This window comes from Fulvivirga sediminis, assembly GCF_016757215.1.
Lineage (GTDB): Bacteria > Bacteroidota > Bacteroidia > Cytophagales > Cyclobacteriaceae > Fulvivirga > Fulvivirga sediminis.
The window spans coordinates 17,568-38,926 of record NZ_JAESIY010000004.1; the positions used below are offsets into that span (position 1 = coordinate 17,568).

The following is a 21,359-nucleotide window of genomic DNA, read 5'->3' on the forward strand; positions in this document are numbered from 1 at the left end:
ATCAATTCAAGTTTAGGCTTCTATCTTACTCTTTAACGCTAAAGCATATAGCTTCATCTGCTTAATCATAGCACCAAATCCATTAGATCTCTGAGTACCAATGAATCGGTCCATGCCTATTTCCTGAGGGAAATAAAGATCTGCATTAATAATATCATCTGGAGTCTGTCCTGAGAATATTCTGGTAAGTAAGCTTACCAGCCCTTTAGTAATGGCTGTATTACTGTCTGCACTAAAAAACACTTTATTCTCTTCCAGCCATGCAGTAAGCCATACCTTTGATTGACATCCTTTCACAATATTATCATCAGTTTTCTTTTCCTCGTCCATAGGATCCAGCTTCTGGCCAAGTTCCATAATATAGAAGTTGGTCATTTCCATATCCCCATCCAGAATAGAAAACTCCTCTATAATTTGATCTTGAATATCTTTTACGCTATCTGCCATTATTTCATAAACTTTACTATCCTTCCAAGCCCTTCAATCATACTATCTATTTCACTTACAGTATTATAAACGGCGAAAGAAGCTCTTACGGTTCCTTCTATTCCGAAACTCTCCATTAAGGGCTGTGTACAGTGATGGCCTGTTCTCACGGCTACACCTCTTGCATCTAACATCTGCCCTATATCAAAATGGTGCACACCATCTATTATGAAAGATTGGACACTCACCTTTTCAGCGGCAGTACCTACAAGTTTCAGATCTTTGATAGTGGACAACCCCTCCACAGCATACTTAAGCAAGTTCATCTCATGCGATGCTATATTTTCCTTGCCTAGTCGATTAACAAAATTAACAGCTTCCTTGAGTGCCACTATGTCTGCTATGTTTGGCGTTCCTGCCTCAAACTTATACGGAATATCATTAAAGGTAGTTCCAGAGAAGCTTACATCTTTTATCATTTCCCCTCCACTTTGATAAGGAGGCATCTCTTCTAAAAGCTCTCTCTTTCCATACAATGCACCGGCACCAGTAGGCCCATAAAACTTATGAGCTGATATTGCATAAAAATCACAATCCAAAGACTGCACATCCAATGCTATATGAGCAGTGGCTTGCGCACCGTCTACAAGCACCTTAGCTCCTACCTGGTGAGCTGCTTTTATTATTCTTGGCAGATCATTAATAGTCCCTAAACTGTTAGAGGCATGATTTACCGCTACCATTTTGGTTCTCTTGGAAATCAGTTTTTCAAAAGCCTCATAATCAAGCTCCCCGTTATCCAGAACAGGAATCACTTTTATAGTTGCCTTCTTATCTTCTGCCAATATCTGCCAAGGAACAATGTTAGAATGGTGTTCTAAACCTGAAACTATAATCTCATCGCCTTCATTGATAAATCGCCTTCCGAAAGAAGAAGCTACAAGATTAATTGAATCAGTAGTACCCTTTGTAAAGATGATCTCTTCTTTCTCTTTACTATTTAAAAACTGATGTAATACTACACGGGTTTCTTCAAAAGCCTTGGTTGCTCTCTCTGCCAGTGTATGTATGCCTCTGTGAATATTAGCGTTATAGCCTTTATAATAATCCTCTAAAGCTTGTATAACTTGTAGAGGTTTTTGTGTAGTAGCCGCATTGTCAAAATAGGCAAGAGGTTTTCCATTTACTTCCTGATCTAAAACAGGAAATTCTTTACGAATTTCCTGTATATCAAGAACTTTCTTACTTTCCTGACTTACTTCAGCCATATTTTAAAAATTTTTATGCAATCTCTCAGACACTAAGCCTTCCAGGTAGTCTTTAAGGGGGTCTAATTTTATATTCTCAAGAATTTCGGCAGCATAAGCATAGAGTAACAATACTCTGGCCCTTTCCTTACCTACTCCTCTAGATTGAAGATAAAATAATGCTTCTTCGTCTAACTGACCTGTAGTGCAACCATGTGAACATTTCACATCATCAGCCCATATTTCCAGCTGAGGCTTGGTGTTTATGATTGCTTCATTACTTAATAATATATTTTTATTAGATTGAAAAGCATTGGTTTTTTGAGCAATCTGACGCACGTAAACTTTACCATTGAACACGCCATGTGATTGATCTTCCAAAATGCCTTTGTATAGCTCATTACTAAATGAATTGGGCTTTCTATGGTCTACTGCTGTATGATTATCCACATGAGTACTACCATTTAAAAGGTATAATCCAAACATATGCGACTCACAGCCTTCTCCATCAATAATGATATTGAGGTTATTCCTTACCAAAGCACCGCTTAGGGTAAAAGTATAACCTGCAAAATAACTAGAACGATCTTGCCATACATGAGTAGTACCTACATGATAGGACGTATTTTCGTTATTTTGAATTTTGAAATAGTCAATATGAGCATTTTCATTTACCACTACTTCTGTTACTACATTAGTAAAGCTTGCTTGCTCTCCTGTAGTTTTAAACACCTCTATAAATGAAGCCTGACTACTTTTACCCGCGATAAAGAGGTTTCTTGGTTGAGAATGCACCTCCTTACTTTTAGCATCATTTATAAAATATAAAGCGATAGGCTCTTCAATAACTTTGTTGTTTTCCAACTTTATAAATGAACCGTTCTCTGCCAAAGCTGTGTTTAAGGCAACAAAAGCATCTTCCTTATAATCAGCATATTTAGCCAAATAAGTTTCTATATCTTCCTTATTCTCTTTTAATGCAAGATTAAAATCTTTGATGATGATATCCTTACTAATAATCTCACTATGCTTCTCTGAAAATACACCGTTGATAAAAACCAAGGTGTTAGTTTTCAACCCTGGGATATAGTTATCCCTTATCTCATCTGCAGAAAGGGTTGCTTGCTCACCAACTACACCAAAATCAAAGTTCTTTTTAAGCACCCTTTGCACTGGGGTGTACTTATATTCTTCATTTCGTTTATCAGGTAGCCCTAGGGTCTTAAATGACTCAAGTGCCTCTTTTCTTATATCATGAAAAGCTGACTTACTCTCTCCATTAATCCTAGACTCAAGTTCGTTGAAATGAGTAATAAATTTATCTTCCAGACTTGTTTCTTTTAAGATTTCACTCATGTTATAACTGTTCTACGCAGTAGCAGTATCTACCTCTTCTTTAATCCAATCATAACCTTTTTCTTCTAGCTCCAGAGCAAGGTTTTTATCTCCACTTTTTACAATTTTTCCTTTGTACAATACATGCACAAAATCAGGAACAATATAATCTAAAAGCCTCTGATAGTGAGTAACCACGATGGTAGAGGTTTCACTTGTTTTAAGTTTATTAACACCATTTGCTACTATTCTCAGAGCATCAATATCTAAACCTGAATCTGTTTCGTCTAATATAGAAAGCTTAGGCTCAAGCATAGCCATCTGAAATATCTCATTCCTCTTTTTCTCTCCTCCTGAGAACCCTTCATTTAGAGATCTGCTAAGCAAAGCCTGATCGATCTCTACCAATTTCATTTTCTCCTTCATTGTAGTTAGAAAAGAAACGGCATCTAAAGGCTCTTGTCCTCTATACTCTCTAATCTGATTAATAGCAGTCTTCAAGAAATTAGTAGTGCTTACCCCCGGTATTTCTACAGGGTATTGAAATGCCAAAAACACACCTTCACGCGCTCTATCTTCAGGAGAAAGATCAAGTAGGTCTTTTCCAAGATACTCGATTTCGCCATCAGTAACTTCATATTCCTCTCTACCTGCTAATACAGAAGCCAACGTACTTTTTCCTGATCCGTTAGGTCCCATGATAGCATGAACTTCTCCAGGCTTAATTTCTAAATTAATACCATTGAGTATGTCCTTGCCTTCTATCGATGCGTGTAAGTTTTTTATCTTAAGCATTCTATAAGTGTATGTTATTTTCTAAGTGATTTACTTTAAATACAGAACTAGTGATAAGTTCGTTTAAATGGGCATTATCCCACGCTGCCTTCAAGAGTTAAGGCCAACAGTTTTTGCGCTTCTACAGCAAATTCCATTGGCAGCTGGTTAAGAACCTCTTTACAGTATCCATTCACAATAAGTGCTATAGCACTTTCTTCATCTATGCCTCTTTGGGTACAATAAAAGATTTGATCCTCTCCAATTTTTGAAGTGGTAGCTTCGTGTTCTACCTGTGCTGATTTATTCTCTACATCTATGTAGGGGAAAGTATGCGCTCCACACTGGTCTCCCATCAATAAAGAATCGCACTGAGAGAAATTACGAGCACCTTCAGCTCTTTTCATTACTTTAACCTGGCCTCTGTAACTGTTTTGAGACTTACCTGCTGATACACCTTTAGAGACAATTCTTGACTTGGTATTTTTACCAATGTGAATCATTTTGGTACCAGTATCAGCCTGTTGCATATTATTGGTAACAGCAACAGAATAAAACTCTCCAGTAGAATTATCTCCTTTGAGAATACAAGAAGGGTACTTCCAAGTTACCGAAGAGCCGGTTTCTACTTGTGTCCATGAAAGTTTTGCATTGTCTCCTGCACATATACCTCTTTTGGTAACGAAGTTATATATACCACCTTTACCATTTTTATCTCCAGGATACCAATTTTGTACGGTTGAATATTTTACTTCTGCATCTTTCTGAACGTAAATTTCAACTACAGCGGCATGAAGCTGATTTTCATCTCTTTGAGGAGCTGTACAGCCCTCAAGGTAACTCACATATGAACCTTCCTCTGCTACGATCAAAGTTCTCTCAAACTGACCTGTGTTAGCCGCATTAATTCTGAAATATGTACTTAATTCCATTGGGCATCTAACGCCTTTAGGAATATAACAAAATGAGCCGTCAGTAAATACTGCTGAGTTTAATGCTGAGAAATAGTTATCTCCTTGGGGAACCACTGAACCGAGGTATTTTTTAACCAATTCCGGATGTTCCTTTACCGCTTCACTAAAAGAACAAAAGATAATTCCTAGTTCTCCTAGTTTATCCTTAAAGGTAGTAGCTACTGACACACTATCTAAAACTGCATCTACCGCTACACCTGTAAGTCTTTTTTGTTCTTCTAAAGAAATACCAAGTTTTTTAAAAGTATCCAATAACTCAGGATCGATCTCATCTAAGCTTTTAGGCTTAACCTTTTGCTTAGGAGCAGAGTAGTAGATAATATCCTGGTAGTTTATCTTAGGAAACTTTACGTTAGCCCAATCTGGCTCTTCCATTTTAGTCCAGGCACGATAAGCCTTTAATCTCCAATCAAGTAGCCATTGTGGCTCTTCTTTTTTGGCTGAAATAAAGTGTATTATCTCTTCACTGAGTCCTTTAGGAGCCTGATCTGCTTCCAGATCAATATTCCATCCGTGCTCATATTCTTTAGAGGTAAACTGTTCTAAAATTTCGTTGTCTTTGCTCATACAGTATTTAGACTAATGTCAAATTGATACGCAAATGTACAACAAAATCTATACTTTAAGGTTCCAAATTAAGCCTTTTTTGAGATTGATAAATGCTATGGATTCATAGGTAAACTCAATGTTCTTTCATTTCCAGCTGAATATTTCTATTTATGCTTTCTTCTAATGAAATCATGGTATCTGTCCTAACAATACCCTCCACTCGCTGTATTTTATCATGGAGCACATCCTTGAGATGCTGAGTATCTTTACAGTAAATTTTAGCAAACATGCTATAATTACCTGTAGTATAATGAACATTGATAATCTCTGGAATTTGTTTCAAGGCTGCTATCACCTGATCATACAGTTCACTTTTAGATAGAAATATGCCAATGAAAGCAGTAATATCATATCCCAGTTTAGTATAATCGATTTTGAGAGTTGTCCCTTCCACTACCCCCATATCCTCTAATTTCTTCATCCTCACATGCACAGTACCGCCAGATACAAATACTTGCTTGGCTACTTCTGTATATGGTTTTTTTGCATTTTTCAATAAGATTTCCAGAATCTTAAGATCTACATTGTCAATTTCGTAATTCGCTGGCATAAAAATATTCTTTAATTGTGTAGCTTTTATTCATTACTCAATTATATTAAAAATATTGCAAATATTTAAGCTATTAGTTAATATTTTTTTAAAAATAAAGCCACTTTATTACCTTTGAACTATCAAAAACAAACACTGTAGGGTGTTGAAACTGGCAGACATGCCCTCCGGTCTCGAGGGTGGAGAATAGAGGATAAAGTCCTTAATGCATCCAATAGCAATAGGAACTAACTGCTCCGTGGAGGTTCGAATCCTCCCCCTACAGCTAGCTCAAATCTTAATTATAATTCAATAAAAAAGGAGGCTTTTAAGCCTCCTTTTTTATTGTTAAAGATTAACGAATCATTAATCTCTTGGTCCCACGTATCTTAAAGTAAGCTCTTGAATCACCCTGGTATTAGGATCATTTCCCCAGTCAAAATTTAAAACAAATGTCGGAGCCTTCTTGTCTTGCGAATCGTCACTCAAACCATCTGGATAATACACGTTTAGCGACCCTGTAGTATTTTTCATAGTGTCATTATCTGAAGAGACAGTAACCTCATTATTACTAGCCACTGATATTTGCGTATTATCTACCCCTCCAACGTTGCTTCCATCACGCCACTTAGGCTCAATCAATAAACTATTTGCCCCTCGTGTAGCCAAATTCATTTTTAACCCTTCCTTATACTCTCCACCCAGGTTAGGATCAGGCCCACTAGCCGAATTCCTGGTAATAGAGCCTGCGATAATTTCATAAATACCATCGTACTGATTTCTTGCACTTACCACATAGATGGCCTGATAAAAATTGCCGCTAACTGTACCTGCTGAAGAAGATTTTATAGTTAATGGAATGGCATAACTCACCCCAGGTTCAAAATCAGGGGTATGCAAAATAACTTCTATACTATCTTTCTTTTCACCTTTCGGAATTAGCGAATTAAAGGTTCCATTCTCAGGCAAAGTATATAAAGATTCGGGTAGCAACTGAAATAACTGAATATCTTCATCCGGATTTTCATCCTGATACGCTTTCAAATCCTCATTGTAGCTATTCAAAAGCTCCTCATCGATATCAATCTCTATAGATAAATCCTCTGGAGCTGTATAAGCCCCAGAGTAGCTAACAATAACGTCAAAAGATGTTTTCTCTAATATAGTATATGAGTTATTATATATATGAGGCAGGTTGGAGCCCGTTATATTACTCGTTAAGGCCGATATATCTAACAGCTCCACAATACCCTCGGTTTGACCTGGATCCATCATGGGATCTTCGTCCAAGCAAGATGTTATTATCAAAGACATAGATAATAACATTATTAAATATTTACATTTTACTTTTTTCATGTTTTCAATTTCTTTGATTTATTATAACTACTCTCCTTGAAAGAATATAGGCGTGGTAAATTGACTAACGCCTGAAGGCACGTTACCACTATTCAGTTGAAATTCACTCGCCGGGTATAAAAATCTGATGGGCAATCTATCAGCCCTTGGTGATGTAGATAACAACGAGGCAAAAGTGGCTTCAGGGTTGGTTGATCCATTGGCTACTGATGGATAACCTGTACGTCTAAACTCACTCCAAGCCTCTTGTGCCATTAAAAAGTTAAGGGCTATGTATTTCTGAGTTATAATAGCTTCCAGCTTCTCTTCATTGGTGGCGGCGGCTGAATAATCGACCAAGCGGTTTTCATCATTCTCTTGTAAATAAGCAGCCAGATCAGTATCTACATTAAACACTACCTCCTCCTTCTCATCAAGATCCTCATTAGCACCAATATTACCTGAAGCATCTTCATATAAATACCTGAATGACTCTTTTATTGCACGATTAAAAGCCGCTTCATCATCTCCCGGCAGAAAGTTCTTTAAATATGCTTCTGCCTGAAGAAAATAGCTTTCTGAAGCTAACATCAGCGCTACACCTGCATTAGGACCTTTAAGCACTCCTACATGATTCTTATAATTACTCAACCAAACTGGATTTGGTGAATCTGGCGCAGTTGGATTATTATTAAGCTCCCCTAGCTGACCAATTGGAGTTTCTCCAAACTCTCTGTAAACTACCTTACCTCTATACCTGTCACTTATTTTCGTTCCATCATAAAAAGTGTAGGCATATTTACTTGCTATACTAGACCTTCCTGAGCCAGAGGCAGTACCACTAGCATTTTGCACATATGTTTCCCAATACGGATTTTGCTGACCAGACACCTCTCCATAACCAGGATTAACCACTACATCTTTATCCAAGAAACCAATGGTTTCCATACCTGCAAATTGGGCTTTCGCAAATGAGGCAAGAGTAGTACCTGACACCCGAATCAATAATCTCAACTTCAAGGTATTAGCAAATAGAATCCAGGATTTCATATCTCCTTTAAAGATAACATCTATTTTTTCAGGAGAATTAGAATACTCAGAATTTTGAAATTGATCAATGGCTTCATTTAAGGTAAGAACTAAATCTTGATACACCTCTTCCTGAGGATCATATGTCGGCATTAGGTTATCCGACCCTCTTAATGCACCCGTATATGGCACATCTCCATAGAAGTCTACCAGCATCTGATAATTGTAAACCTTCATTACTTTGGCTATACCATTAGCATAAGCTTGCGTGCTATCTGCCTCTGTCTGCTCTATTATGTATTGATAATTATTAAGATCATCAAAAACACTTTCCCAAGGACCAGAATGACTACCTGTAGTGTAGTTATAGTAAACCACATCTCCCCAGCCGCCGTAACCACCCGCATTAACGAATATCCCCACCACCCATCCGGCAGTTGAGCTAAAATACCGAGTGGATGCTGCCGTACTAGTTAAAGCATTAGGTAAAATTACTTCAGGAGAGGCTTCTGTAGGAATATTAGGATTTTCATTATCTCCTAAAAAATCATTACAAGATACGATTATCAGTGCTGCAGCGCAGACAAATAAGTATTTAATATATTTCATAAGCTATAATTCTTTAAAATGTAAGAGAAAGGGTGGCTCCATAAAATCTAGTAGGCGGAGTAGAAGACAAAGTCACAATCCCTATTGCATTACCATCACTGAAATTAAAATCAGGGTCAGTATAAATATTAGACTTGGGAGTCCATAAAAACAGGTTACGACCTTGCAAAGTCAAACTCGCACTTTGAATCACTTTAGTTTTGGCTAAAATGGACGCAGGTAGGTTATAACTAATTGCCACTTCTCTCAACTTCCAATAATCTCCTGACACCACATAATTCTCAGCTACGTTTCTACGATAACTACCACTTGACCAGAACGTAGAACCTCCATCTTCAATGGTAATATTGGTATTCTCGATATACGAACCAGGGTTCTCCGGATCTTCATATACCGAATTAGGAAACACAAATCTTTCTCTATTATAATAAGTAGTAGTAATAGCAGAACCAGAAAAATCATAACTACTACCTCCATTGTATAATATATTATAGCCTCCTCTATACTCAAAGAGTACCGATAAACTAAAATTCTTATAATTGAGACCTCCAGTTAGCCCCAATCTGTGCTTAGGCACAGTATTTCCTAAATTAACCAAATCATCACTAGTTGAAGGATAACCGGTTTCAGCATCCACAATTACACGACCTTGATCATCTTTTTTATAGCTAGTTCCTAATAAGACAGGAAACGACTCCCCTTTCACGGCATAAACCTGAGCATTTCCTCCTGTAGAAAGCTGAAGGCGAGTAAGGTCACTACTAATAGACTCCACCCAATTATCATTATAAGTATAATTGGCTCCAACATTTACCTGAATATTATCATTCTTGTAGGCAACGATATTCAACAAAGTTTCTATTCCTTCGTTACCAACTTCGCCCGTGTTTTGTAAATATGAAGAGAAGCCAGTGGTAGTTGATACTCCTGTAGCCACTGTCTGATCCGTAGTTGCTGTTTTATACCATGTAGCTGAACCTGACACTCTGTTGTCTAAAACAGAGAAGTCTACGCCTGCCTCGTATCCGGTAGTCATCTCAGGCTTAAGGCTCGGAGACACAATACGATCATTTAGCACATAGCCAGCTAAACTACCATAAGGAAATCCATCTGACGGACTAAATGTAGAGGACAAAGCATAAGCTCCAAAATTATCTTTGTTACCCAGGTTCACCTGTCCTACCTTAGACCATGAAGCTCTTAACTTGAGTTGATCAATAAAATTACTCTCTGAAATAATAGCAAGAGCATCAGAGGCTACATATGAAAGAGCTAGAGAAGGATAGAAAAAAGATCTATTATCAGGAGCCAAAATTGAAACCCAATCATTTCTTCCTGTAGCGGTTAAAAACAGATAATCTTTAAACGCTATTTTAAATTGCCCATAAGTACCCACTTGACGCGCTTCATAATTTGACTCAGAAGCTGATGGCTGACCTAACCTATTTGAAATATTGTATAAACCCGGAGTCACCAACCCATCTCCTGATATGCTCATTGCTTTAGACTGATTAATTCTTATGGTATTACCCGCTAAAAAGCTAAAGAACCAATCATCTCCAACAGATTTTTTTAGCAAAATTTGCAAATCAGAAATAGCTTGAGAAGAAGTAAAACTATAGTCACTCATACCTCCAACAATATCAGTTTTAGCCGAGGAAATCGATTTAGTATAATCAGAAAAAGTAAAACTACCGTACTTATATTTGGATGTTCTGGTTCTGGAAGTAACACCAATTCTATAGGTAACACCTAACCATTTTAAAGGATCATATTTTAGCTGAAGGTTCCCTATAAAGTAATTATCTTTTCTATCCTCTCTATTGTTATCTACCGTCCAATAAGGGTTATCATAATATTCATTATAATATCCATTAGGATTAGCAAAAGGATCATTCTCCCAATCTTCGTACTTTGTTAAAGGAATGTGCGCTGGGGTCTGCAGAAGATTATCATAAAGAACAGCTGTAGCCGTGGTGATATCATACTTATTTCTGATATAACTCGTATTGTATGATAGTGTAAAATTATCACTAAAATCCTGAGATCCGTTTAGCCTAAAAGAAGCTCTTGTGTACTCATCTTCAGGAGTAGTTCCTTTGGTTTTTAAATATTGAACTGAAAAATAAGTTTGAGATTTCTCACTCCCACCAGCTATTGAAAAATCTGTTTGATTAGTAACACCCGTATCCCAAAAATCTTTCTTATCATCATTAGGAGAATAAACTACTTCTTGAATAGTTTTACCATCTTCTAACGTTCTGCCAATCGGCCTAATAGAACCATCAAAAGCAGGTCCATATTGCTGATTCTCGTAAGGTACATATTGCGTAGGATAACCGCCGGCTGTACCAGAACCAAATTGATTCTGCATTTCAGGGTAGAAACTCACTCTCTCAACATTCACCGTATGCGACACGCTTATCTTCGGTTTTCCCGCCTGGCCACCTTTGGTTGTAATAACCAATGCACCATTAGAAGCAGCAGAACCATATAGAGCTGCGGCCGTAGCTCCATTAAGCACTGTCATTTCTTCAATATCTTGCGGATTCAAAGTACTCAACACATCATTAGGCACAATAACATTGTCAATTACTATCAACGCTTCATTGTTACCCGTTAAAGATCGGTTACCTCTTAACACCACTCTTACATTCGGATTAACACCACTGGAAATGGTATTAATTTGCAACCCTGCTACTTTACCCGTCAAGCCTTGAGCAGCATTTACAGGTTTTGCCTTAGTGATATCATCCGTCTTTAAGGTGGTAGCACTGTACCCCATTTCCTTTTTTCGGGCCTCAACACCACCCGCAGTAACAACCACTTCAGTTAATTCCGTAACATCAGCAGACATTTTAACATCCAGCTTCGAACGCGAGCCCACTTCCACTTCTTTGGTTCTTAATCCAATAAATGAAAACACTAGCGTTCCATTTTCCTCCGGAATATTTAACCGGAAAGAGCCATCAAGATCAGTCACCGTTCCTGTTGTAGTACCTTTAAGTACTACATTGACCCCAGGAAGCGCAGAACCATCTTCTTCTGAAGTGACTGTACCTGACACCGCTTTTCCTTGCGCATATAGATCCTTCTCAAGAATCAAAGACGCAATCATGAAAATTAGTAGTAAAAACTTTCTCATTTGTTTTGTTTAGGTAGAAAATAATTTTACGTAACTAATCTATATGATAAACGTATTAAATACGAATAATAATCAAACTATTATTTTGAATTAATTCATATTGTTAGAATTTTATATTTTATTTTAACAATAATCAAACTTTTAATTTGGATTTAAAGCCCTGCAAGAAAAATCATAATAGAGAAAACTTAGATGAGTCAAAAAATGCACTGAACTACTATTTCTGAATCATTAAAATTGGCAAAGAAATTTAAAGAGGTATTGGAAATCTCTCAGGGCCAAGGAAGTAAAAAAATAAGTAGAAAAGGGACTATTTACTTCGTTTTATGAGGAAACTATTTCAGCAAAAATAATTACGAGTAATATAGTTAAAAAAACTTTTAGAGTAAGATGCTAATTATTGCGTTTATATACGTACATAACGCTTGCCTACAAACTAGACAGGATATTCTCTATAGAATTTAGATCATTCTAAAAACCTGATCTCAAATTAAAAGAAGTTAAAGAATGACCAATAATAAGTATACTCCATTTTAGGACGGGACAATATTTTAATAAAAAAGGAGACCAAAAGGTCTCCTTTTTTATTATTAATCGCATAAAACAGCATTTATGCACTATTCTTTCTTTATAGGAGGCACAATAATTTTAATTGGAACGACGCTATTTTCAGTGGCTATACGAACCTCATCACTAACCACTGTAGTCTGAATATCTGCAATAAATAAGTTCACATAATATGTAGTAGCTTCTTCCTCGGCAGCTAATTCAGTAAACAGAGCCCCGTCAATCTCAAAAGAAAACTCACCTTCAGAGTCTCCTTGAATAAAACCAACAGGATTAACCAAGGTGAAATACTCATCAACATCAGCAACATCTGGTCCTCGCAAATCTATGGTTGCCGAAGCAACCTTTTCTTGCAAGTCTCCTGTATAGGCCATTGGCAAATTGAACACCCCAGCACTATTGATCATTAGCGTATCACCTGATTGAAAAGAAAAATCCTTATAATCATTTTCTATTTTGTAAACCACACTATTTGCAAGTGAATCAACAAAAATTACTTCTTCATTAGAACTTGTTACGCTCTTCAAGTTTATTTTCAAATAAACCACAGCATCGTCATCAAAATCATCTATTAAATCAATCATTACAGAAGGATCTTTAGGATCTTTCGGGTTTACCTGGTAGGAGTATGTAGTATTAGAAAACCTATAATCCGTATTACTCCCTGCAGTAGTTGCAGCATCTACTTCAAAAGTAAATGTGATATTGGCATCCACTGCTTCATTTACGGAACTCAGATAATTTAAAGGCAATTTCACCATACCAGCAGACTCTAATATAGAAATAGTATCAACTTTAACACTAGTTCTATTTCCTAATGAAAAAAACTTTTTATCATCTTTAACCTCAAAACTTATTGAGCTACCATTTTCTGCCTTAACAGGTATATCTCCATCACTAGAAATAGAAAGCTCTATATCCATATCTTCATTAATCACCTCATTCTCGGGATAAATCAATCTAATTTCTGCTCTACTAGTACCCTCTGTAATAGTCACAGTACCTCGTCTATCTAGCCCTCCATTCTCACTCCAGTTAATATCAATGTCACTGGTTGCTAACCTACCACTAAATAAGCCTACTACAATGACAGCGGTATCACCTTCCGCAAACATCAAATCATCATCTTCACCTCCAAGTGAGCCTTCACTATACACTATCCCTAATTCCGGAACTAATTGTGATGCAGGATAATCATCATCATCATCACCACAGCTAAATACCCCCAAGACAGCTACTGCCAGTATACAATATTTCAAATATTTATTCATATCAATTATATTCTTCATTATAAATTAGGATTAACGTCACGTTCCGCCTGTGGCACGGGCCAAATAGCTAACGGGTCACCTGCTGTTACGTTAACACCTGGAGAACCTTTTACACTAGCAGGAACAGATGAGGATGTCCTCAAAGGCAAACCTTTTCTTAACAAATCCATTCTTCTATGACCTTCAAAAGCTAGCTCTTTACGCCTCTCAAGCAAAATTGCACTTACAAGAGCAGAACCGCTACCAAAATCAGCTACTGTTCTACTCTCAAGCCCAGCTCTCGATCGAACCATATTGAGCAAAGAAATAGCCTCAGCATCCACTCCATTTAGCTCAGCCAAAGCTTCGGCTTTATTAAGCATAATTTCGGTGTATCTTATCAAGGCAGGATCACTAGTATTATTTACACCATCATTATATTTTGTTGTAAAAATGGCATCTTCTCCACTAAACGTCTTACCTGGCTCCTTTAAATCATACCTCCTATCACCCGCTTCAGCCTCAAAAGCATTCATTAAATCTTTAGAAAAAGGACAATCTCCCCTACCACCATCAGTACTTCCAACATAATAGTCATCCCAAGATCCTGAACCAGACTCTTCATCTCCTTGATTTTCAAAATCAATGGCTGTATTTTCTATAGAAAAAATAATTTCTGGACTTAACCTATTATAGAAAGTAAAATCAGTAGCCATACTATACTTACTAGACGCCATTACAACATCTGCATACTCAATAGCTTTAGCATACTCATTTCTATACAGTTTTAACCTACTTAATAAAGCAGCAGCAGCTATACTTGAGGCCCTTCCCTGCGCTATAACTTCTGGAAGCAACGCTTGGGCCTCTAATAAATCAGATTCGATTAATGCGTGTATCTGATTTAGCGTAGCCCTCTCATAAAGAATAATTTCTCCTGTAAATGGTTCTGTTACTAATGGAACCGCCAGATTATTTCCCGATTCAACCTGATAAGGCTGAGCATATATATCCGCCAATAAAAAGTAACAAATAGCCCTAATAAAGTGAGCTTCTCCGATTAAAGAATTAGCCCTTTCCTCAGTTAAAGTAGGGTCTTCAATATTAGGAACATTAGCAATTATTGCATTAGACGATAAGATCGCTTCATAGGTATCTTGCCACACTTCAGTCACAGTAGAGTTACTTGCCGCCACTGTATATAGGTTAAATTCTTGAAGCGAGGGGAACGAGCCTACAAAATTCACGTTATCCGTACAATAATCTGACACAATTTGTGGCTGTGAACCAAAGACATGCAAATCTTGTAATAGATTATAAGTCCCAAATAAAACCCCTTGAGCAGCATTCGCATCTGCAAATGCAGACTCATCCGACAAAGATTGCTCAGGGAACAATTCTAAATCTTTTTCACTACAAGCTTGAATTGCCAATAGTGCTAATACGATATATATAAATTTATATTTCATAATATTCATCAATTAAAATCCTAGTGAAACACCTACGGTAAATGTTCGAGATTGTGGAGAAGTATAGAAAGATTCTGCTTGAGCTGAATTACTTGAAGTTCCTCCATTACTAACTTCAGGGTCTGTCCCCTCATCCATCAAATCACTCGCGAATGTAAATGCATTTTGAACCATAGCATATACTCTGGCATCTGATAAGAAACGACTTTTTTCAAGGATATTCTGAGGAATCTTATAGCCTAAAGTAATATTTTTCACCCTTATATAACTAGCATCAAATAAGTGTAATGTTGACTCGTTGTCAAAGTTAGCTATGTATTCGCTACCAAGGTAAGGAGCGAAAGTCTTATCTCCTGGCTTAGTCCAGTAATTAAGCACATCTCTAGTATGGTTAAACCCACCACTAGCTATATTATTCGAGAATTCATTATCTGCTAAGTAAGTTTTACCCCCAGAAACAAAATTCACAAAAACTCTCAAGTCAAAGCCTTTATAATATAATTGGTTTGTTAAACCTCCTGTAAACTTAGGCAAGGCAGATCCAGCGAATACACGGTCATCAGGATTATTCGGTGTATTCGTAACCTCTCCATTCTTATCAAGCCATTCGGGGTCTCCAGTTTCAGGATTAACGCCTTTATATCTAACTAAAAACCACTCATTGATTGATCTACCCTCTACTGCTCTTTGAGAACTAAATGATGCCTGAGTTACGAATTTATTACCATCAAGATCTTCACTACTTCCTTCAGGAAGAGACAACACTTCATTATGCAAATAACCTAAATTACCCGTTATTGTCCACTTCAACCCATTGTTGTCAATGACATCACCTGCTATAGTAAGATCAATACCTCTATTTACCACCTCTCCAATATTCTGGATTCTAGAAGTAAAGCCAGTGGTTCTTGGAACAGGAACAGACAAAAGTAAGTCAGTCGTATTTTTTTGATACCAACTAGCATTAACTCTCAACCTATCACTGAAAAACCTAGCATCTAAGCTTATATCCAATTGTGCTGTTTGCTCCCAAGTCAAATCACTGTTAGCCGCTTGAGAAGCTTCTATACCAGGGTTACCATTGTAGTCTCTACCCCCAGTGTAAAGTCCTAAAGAAGCATAGTTCCCTATCCTATCGTTACCACTCGTACCATAACTACTCGTCAACTTCAAGAAGCTAATTAGTCCTGATTCAGGAAAAAAATCTTCATCACTAATCAACCATCCACCAGACACAGCCCAAAACACCCCAAATCTATTGCCGCTTCCAAATCTTGAAGAACCATCTCTTCTGATACTTGCCTCGAAAAGATATTTATTTTTTAAATCATAATTTAAACGACCGAATGTTGAGAAGAGGGCCCATTCTGCCCCTGTAGCCGAAGTTGTAGTTGGAGTACCTGCAGAACCAACATTTGGCAATTCATCAGAAACGAAACCTGACCCTTCAACAGTAATATCATTCCTTTTAGAGGTTTCAAAACTAAATCCTGCTAATACAGAAAAATTACTTTCCCCAAAGCCGAAATTATAATTTGCTGTATTCGTATTTAACCATTTATTATCCTGCACAACAGCTTTATATGCATATCCTCCCGGACTAAAGAAGTCAACATCACGAGAAGTTGTTTCTGTTTGGATCATATCAATTCCCCAGTCTGTTTTCAAAATCAAATTCTCTATAGGCTTCACCTGCAAATAAATATTTCCAGTATTCCTTCTAGAGATAAACTGAAATTTATTCATTTCTTGCTCGTAAATAGGGTTACCATAACCAGCATTCGTGGGGTTGCCATCTTCATCTAAAGGCTCCACATATGGTAGCTGTAAATAAGCTACTGTTAAAGGTGAACCTGTAGAGTTTTCTTGAAAAAATCTATCATTATCTAATCTAGAAATACCTAAGTTAAAACCTAAGCTTACTGCATCGCTCGCTTGATGTGACAAATTAAAGCGACCATTCAACTTTTCTACTTCATTTCCTATTTGATATGAATCAGCATTCATGTATGTACCTCCTACATAAAAAGCTGTTTTTTCAGTTCCTCCTCTGGCAGACATACTATATGAATTCGTTCTTCCTGTCTTAGTAACACCATCTAACCAATCAAATCCGCCTTGATTAAAATCTTCCGGAGTTGCTGGAGTACCAGTAGCTGTACTGTAGTCAGCTCGGAATTGCCTAAATTGATCTGCGCTTAGTACATCTTTAAATACCGTAGCCTCTGACCAACCAGTAAAATAGTTAGCTGAGAATTTAGTTTTCTCACCTCGTGCACCTTTTTTTGTTGTAATAATTATTACCCCATTAGCACCCCTTGACCCATAAAGAGCGGTAGCTGATGCATCTTTCAAAACCGTCATAGACTCAATATCATTGGGGTTAAGGTCAAATATTGGGTTTAGAGCAGAACCACCTCCTGCTGTCCCAGAATAACCCGTTCCTCCTGCTGAGTTATCATTAAGAGGCACTCCATCAATTACATATAATGGTTGTGTTCCAGAAGTTATCGAGGTTACACCTCGAATCCTCACATTTTGAGCCGTACCTAACGTACCAGAAGACCCCATAACCTGAACACCTCCAGCTTGCCCTTGCAAAGCCTCCTGAGGACTCAGTATTGGTCTATTTTCTATGGCATTTGATCCAACAGTTTCAACTTGCTGAATATTAAGTTTTTCAGATTGCTGACCATAGGCTTGAACCACCACCTCATTCAATTGCTTCGCATCCTCATCCATTTCAACGTTTATGGATGATCGTGAACCTATTTGTACTTCACGAGACGCTAATCCTATAAAAGAAAATGTAAGTACTCCCCCGTCAGAAGGAACGGATAAAGTATAGTTACCATCAATATCAGTTACCGTACCTGTGGTGGTACCCTTCACGACTACATTGACTCCCGGCAGAGCAACGCCGTCGGACGATGAGGTCACCTTCCCAGAGACCGTTCGTTGCTGCGCCCACGTCTGGTTAGACGAGAATAGAAACAGCAGCAAAAAGCTCAATAGTAAAAAGTTTTTCATATTGTTTTGTTTAGTTTTTAAATGTTTGTTAGTACATCTGCATTCAATATAAATATTATTTCATGAAATATTCAAAAATTAAATAATATTTTATCGAAAATAACCTCAAAAACAAAACAAAATATGGTAAAAGAAAGCTTTTTACCACATAAGGGCGTTTTACCTTAATTCATCACTTTAAACTCTATTCTACGATTGAGCTGACGGTTTTCATCGGTGGTGTTAGGGTAAGCCGGGATAGACTGTCCGTATCCCTTGTAAGTAAGTCTTTTGGGAGTAACTCCATTTTTTATCAAGTAATCATAAACAGACCGAGCTCTTCTCAATGAAAGCTTCTGATTATATTCTTTCGAGCCTAAATCATCGGTATGACCACCGATTTCCACTTTTACAGAGGGGTTTTTATCCAAAAAATCTATTAATCTATTTAATTCAGTTGAAGATGCGTTATGCAACTCATAGCTATCTAACTCAAAGAAAATATTGTTTAATACCACCTTCATTCCTAAACTAATTGGATCAAGATAGATATCCACAGTAACAGGTTCTTCGGTTCGTTTCTCATAGTTAAAGGAAAGGCTTTTATACAAATAGCCACTTTTCTCAACATAGAGCCCGTATTGAGCTCCCTCTGTCAAAACGATAAGGTAATCTCCACTTATTGAGTCAGAACTTACTTGAGAGACTTTTTTATTTCTTTTCAAATCAAATAGTTCAATTTTAGCACTGATGGGAGCTTTGGTTTTAGCATTGAACACCTGACCTTTAACGTAGGAAGTCTTATATTTTATCCTTGAATCAGCTGGCACATCAAACTCATAGAGTATGCTTCTCCTTTGATCAACTAACAAATCTTCATGCGAATAATACCCCTTAGTACCATCCGCCGTAATATATAGCGACAGCTGATCTTCACTATTATTTATAGGGTATCCCACATTTTTAGCAGGAGACCAACCATCTTCTGTTTTCTCAGAACTAAAAATATCATACCCACCAAAACCTGTATGTCCATTAGAGGCAAAATATAATGTTACTCCATTCGGATGAATAAAAGGCGAGACCTCCTCTCCAATAGTATTTACAGCCTCTCCTAAGTTCTCTGGAGATGTCCACTCATCGTTCTCATCTTTATAACTTACATATATATCTCTATGACCCACGTCTCCACGGTGTCTGTTGGAGACAAAATAAAGTGTGCGACCATCAGCCGAAAGCGAGGGTTGAGACTCCCAGGCCCGAGTATTAATCTTTGGCCCTAGATTAATAGGATCAGTCCAATCATCTCCGATTTTTTTACTCATATATAGGTCACAACTACCATAACCAGGTCTACCAAAGCATGAGGTAAATATCAGAGTTCGCCCATCAGCCGACAAGGTACAGGTTCCCTCATTACCATCGGTATTAATAGTTCTGGACAAGCCCTTAGCGAAGCCCCAGCTACCATCTTCTTGTTTATAGCTTATAACCAGATCTTCATCATAATCCATAGATGCTCCTAACCTGCGAGTAAATATAATAGCGTTTTGTTCTACTGTAACTATCGGAAAATATTGCGTAGGAAAGGCATTAACAGTATCACTTAGCGGATGGGGATTAAATAAAGAAGGGTCATTCAAATTTTGAACAGCAAATTCTGCATTCTCCTTTATCTTTTTTGCATCTCTTATTCGATTTCTATTGGTAGGTGAAGATGCCAGATAGCTATTTATGGTTTCAAGCACCTCATGATACTTCCCAAGCCTTAAATAGAGCTTAGATAGTTCAAATAATACTAGGGGATTTTTTTCATCTAGAGAGATGGCATGAGTCATTTGCTTCTCTGCTTCCTCTAGCCGGCCAGTAGACTGATAAACCAATGCCAGAAGCATATACGCCTCTTGAAATTCATCATCTTTTTTCAAGGCCAGCCGAAGGAATTCTTCAGCGGCCTGATACTGAGCTCTTACACGGTGATTATCCGCTTCTCTATAATACGCAATAGCCTTCTTTGACTTAGTATGAAACTGAGCGAAAGAAGACCCTAAAAAGCAAAAAAGGCAACCTATTAGTATGGTAAAAAATTTCATGTTGTTTCGTTCATAGTAAACTTATGAATCTGAAACGAGAAATACCATAAAGAAAAAGGAATTAAACCACTTTACTCTTTGCTCTACTCTGAGACGCCTTTAAAGTGTTTAGCAACAAAGAAGCAATAGTCATAGGACCTACTCCACCAGGAACAGGTGTGATGTAGCTTGACTTAGGCGCTACCTCATCAAATTCAACATCACCCTTCAAAACATACCCTTTAGAGGCTTCATCAGAAGCTATTCTGGTAATACCTACGTCTACCACAATTACCCCTTCTTTCACCATATCTCCTTTAATAAGACCTGGCTTACCAGTTGCTACAATGAGGATATCTGCCTTTTTTGTATGCTCTTCAAGATTGTTGGTATGAATATGACAAACGGTGACTGTAGCATTTTCATGGTAAGACATGATAATGCTCATTGGCGCCCCCACTGTGCGGCTGTTACCCACCATCACACAATGCTTACCCTGAATATCTATATCATACCTTTTCAATAGCTCCACAATTCCGTAAGGAGTAGCAGGCATTAACCCAGGGTTTTTGGAGGTGATTTTACCATAATTAAGGTTAGTAAAACCATCTACATCTTTCTCAGGCATTATTCTTTCTGTAACCTTAGTAGATGAAATATGCTCTGGCAATGGCAACTGCACTATTAAACCATCAATATCATCATCAGCATTTATACGCTCAATCTCTGACATGAGTTTATTTTCACTAATGCTATCAGGAAAATTAAGCAGCGTATATTCGAACCCTACTTTTTTACAAGACTTAATCTTATTATTTACATAGGTATGACTAGCACCATCATCCCCTACTAGTATAGCAGCCAAATGAGGCCTCTTACCTCCCTGATCAACTATTTTTGTTACTTGTTCTGCAATCTCCTCTTTAATATCATCGGCAACTTTTTTACCGTCAAGAATGATAGTTTCTCCAGACATTAGA

At 37.4% G+C, this 21,359-nt stretch carries 14 protein-coding genes; all 14 read right to left on the reverse strand.

Translation table 11 applies throughout. From position 1 onward, the window contains the following. Positions 1–12: 12 nt before the first annotated feature. Positions 13–447 carry a SufE family protein gene (locus tag JL102_RS07870; RefSeq protein ID WP_202243803.1) on the reverse strand — a complete coding sequence of 145 codons (435 nt, stop codon included), beginning with the start codon at positions 445–447 and terminating at the stop codon, positions 13–15. Continuing rightward, on the reverse strand, positions 447–1,694 hold the full coding sequence (locus tag JL102_RS07875) for an aminotransferase class V-fold PLP-dependent enzyme (RefSeq protein ID WP_202243804.1): 1,248 nt from the start codon (positions 1,692–1,694) through the stop codon (positions 447–449). The genes JL102_RS07870 and JL102_RS07875 overlap by 1 nt, the downstream gene beginning before the upstream one ends. A gap of 3 nt (positions 1,695–1,697) precedes the next feature. Then, positions 1,698–3,029, reverse strand: a complete 1,332-nt coding sequence (gene sufD / locus JL102_RS07880; RefSeq protein WP_202243805.1) for a Fe-S cluster assembly protein SufD — start codon at positions 3,027–3,029, stop codon at positions 1,698–1,700. A gap of 12 nt (positions 3,030–3,041) precedes the next feature. After that, the gene (gene sufC / locus JL102_RS07885; protein WP_202243808.1) at positions 3,042–3,803 is read right to left on the reverse strand and encodes a Fe-S cluster assembly ATPase SufC; all 762 of its coding nucleotides are present in this window, start codon (positions 3,801–3,803) and stop codon (positions 3,042–3,044) included. Between the two features lie 74 nt (positions 3,804–3,877). After that, the gene (gene sufB, locus JL102_RS07890) at positions 3,878–5,323 is read right to left on the reverse strand and encodes a Fe-S cluster assembly protein SufB (RefSeq protein WP_202243809.1); all 1,446 of its coding nucleotides are present in this window, start codon (positions 5,321–5,323) and stop codon (positions 3,878–3,880) included. A gap of 115 nt (positions 5,324–5,438) precedes the next feature. Further along, complete coding sequence (locus JL102_RS07895; RefSeq protein WP_202243810.1) at positions 5,439–5,915, reverse strand: Lrp/AsnC ligand binding domain-containing protein; 477 nt, start codon at positions 5,913–5,915, stop codon at positions 5,439–5,441. A 345-nt stretch (positions 5,916–6,260) separates the two neighbouring features. Next, positions 6,261–7,208, reverse strand: coding sequence for a DUF1735 domain-containing protein (locus JL102_RS07900; protein WP_202243811.1), 948 nt, complete (start codon positions 7,206–7,208; stop codon positions 6,261–6,263). 69 nt (positions 7,209–7,277) lie between these two features. After that, on the reverse strand, positions 7,278–8,867 hold the full coding sequence (locus tag JL102_RS07905; RefSeq protein ID WP_202243814.1) for a SusD/RagB family nutrient-binding outer membrane lipoprotein: 1,590 nt from the start codon (positions 8,865–8,867) through the stop codon (positions 7,278–7,280). 13 nt (positions 8,868–8,880) lie between these two features. Beyond that, a complete protein-coding gene (locus JL102_RS07910) occupies positions 8,881–12,012 on the reverse strand; it encodes a SusC/RagA family TonB-linked outer membrane protein (protein ID WP_202243816.1) in 3,132 nt (1,043 codons plus the stop codon). Between the two features lie 617 nt (positions 12,013–12,629). Further along, complete coding sequence (locus JL102_RS07915) at positions 12,630–13,868, reverse strand: hypothetical protein (protein WP_202243817.1); 1,239 nt, start codon at positions 13,866–13,868, stop codon at positions 12,630–12,632. After that, on the reverse strand, positions 13,868–15,298 hold the full coding sequence (locus JL102_RS07920) for a RagB/SusD family nutrient uptake outer membrane protein (protein WP_202243819.1): 1,431 nt from the start codon (positions 15,296–15,298) through the stop codon (positions 13,868–13,870). Before JL102_RS07920 ends, JL102_RS07915 begins: the two co-directional genes overlap by 1 nt. Before the next feature lie 12 nt (positions 15,299–15,310). After that, positions 15,311–18,328: a SusC/RagA family TonB-linked outer membrane protein gene (locus JL102_RS07925; RefSeq protein ID WP_202243830.1), complete on the reverse strand. Its 3,018-nt coding sequence runs from the start codon at positions 18,326–18,328 to the stop codon at positions 15,311–15,313. A 164-nt stretch (positions 18,329–18,492) separates the two neighbouring features. Continuing rightward, positions 18,493–20,400, reverse strand: a complete 1,908-nt coding sequence (locus tag JL102_RS07930; RefSeq protein ID WP_202243832.1) for an OmpA family protein — start codon at positions 20,398–20,400, stop codon at positions 18,493–18,495. A gap of 61 nt (positions 20,401–20,461) precedes the next feature. After that, the gene (locus tag JL102_RS07935; protein WP_202243834.1) at positions 20,462–21,355 is read right to left on the reverse strand and encodes a bifunctional 5,10-methylenetetrahydrofolate dehydrogenase/5,10-methenyltetrahydrofolate cyclohydrolase; all 894 of its coding nucleotides are present in this window, start codon (positions 21,353–21,355) and stop codon (positions 20,462–20,464) included. Between the last annotated feature and the right edge of the window lie 4 nt (positions 21,356–21,359).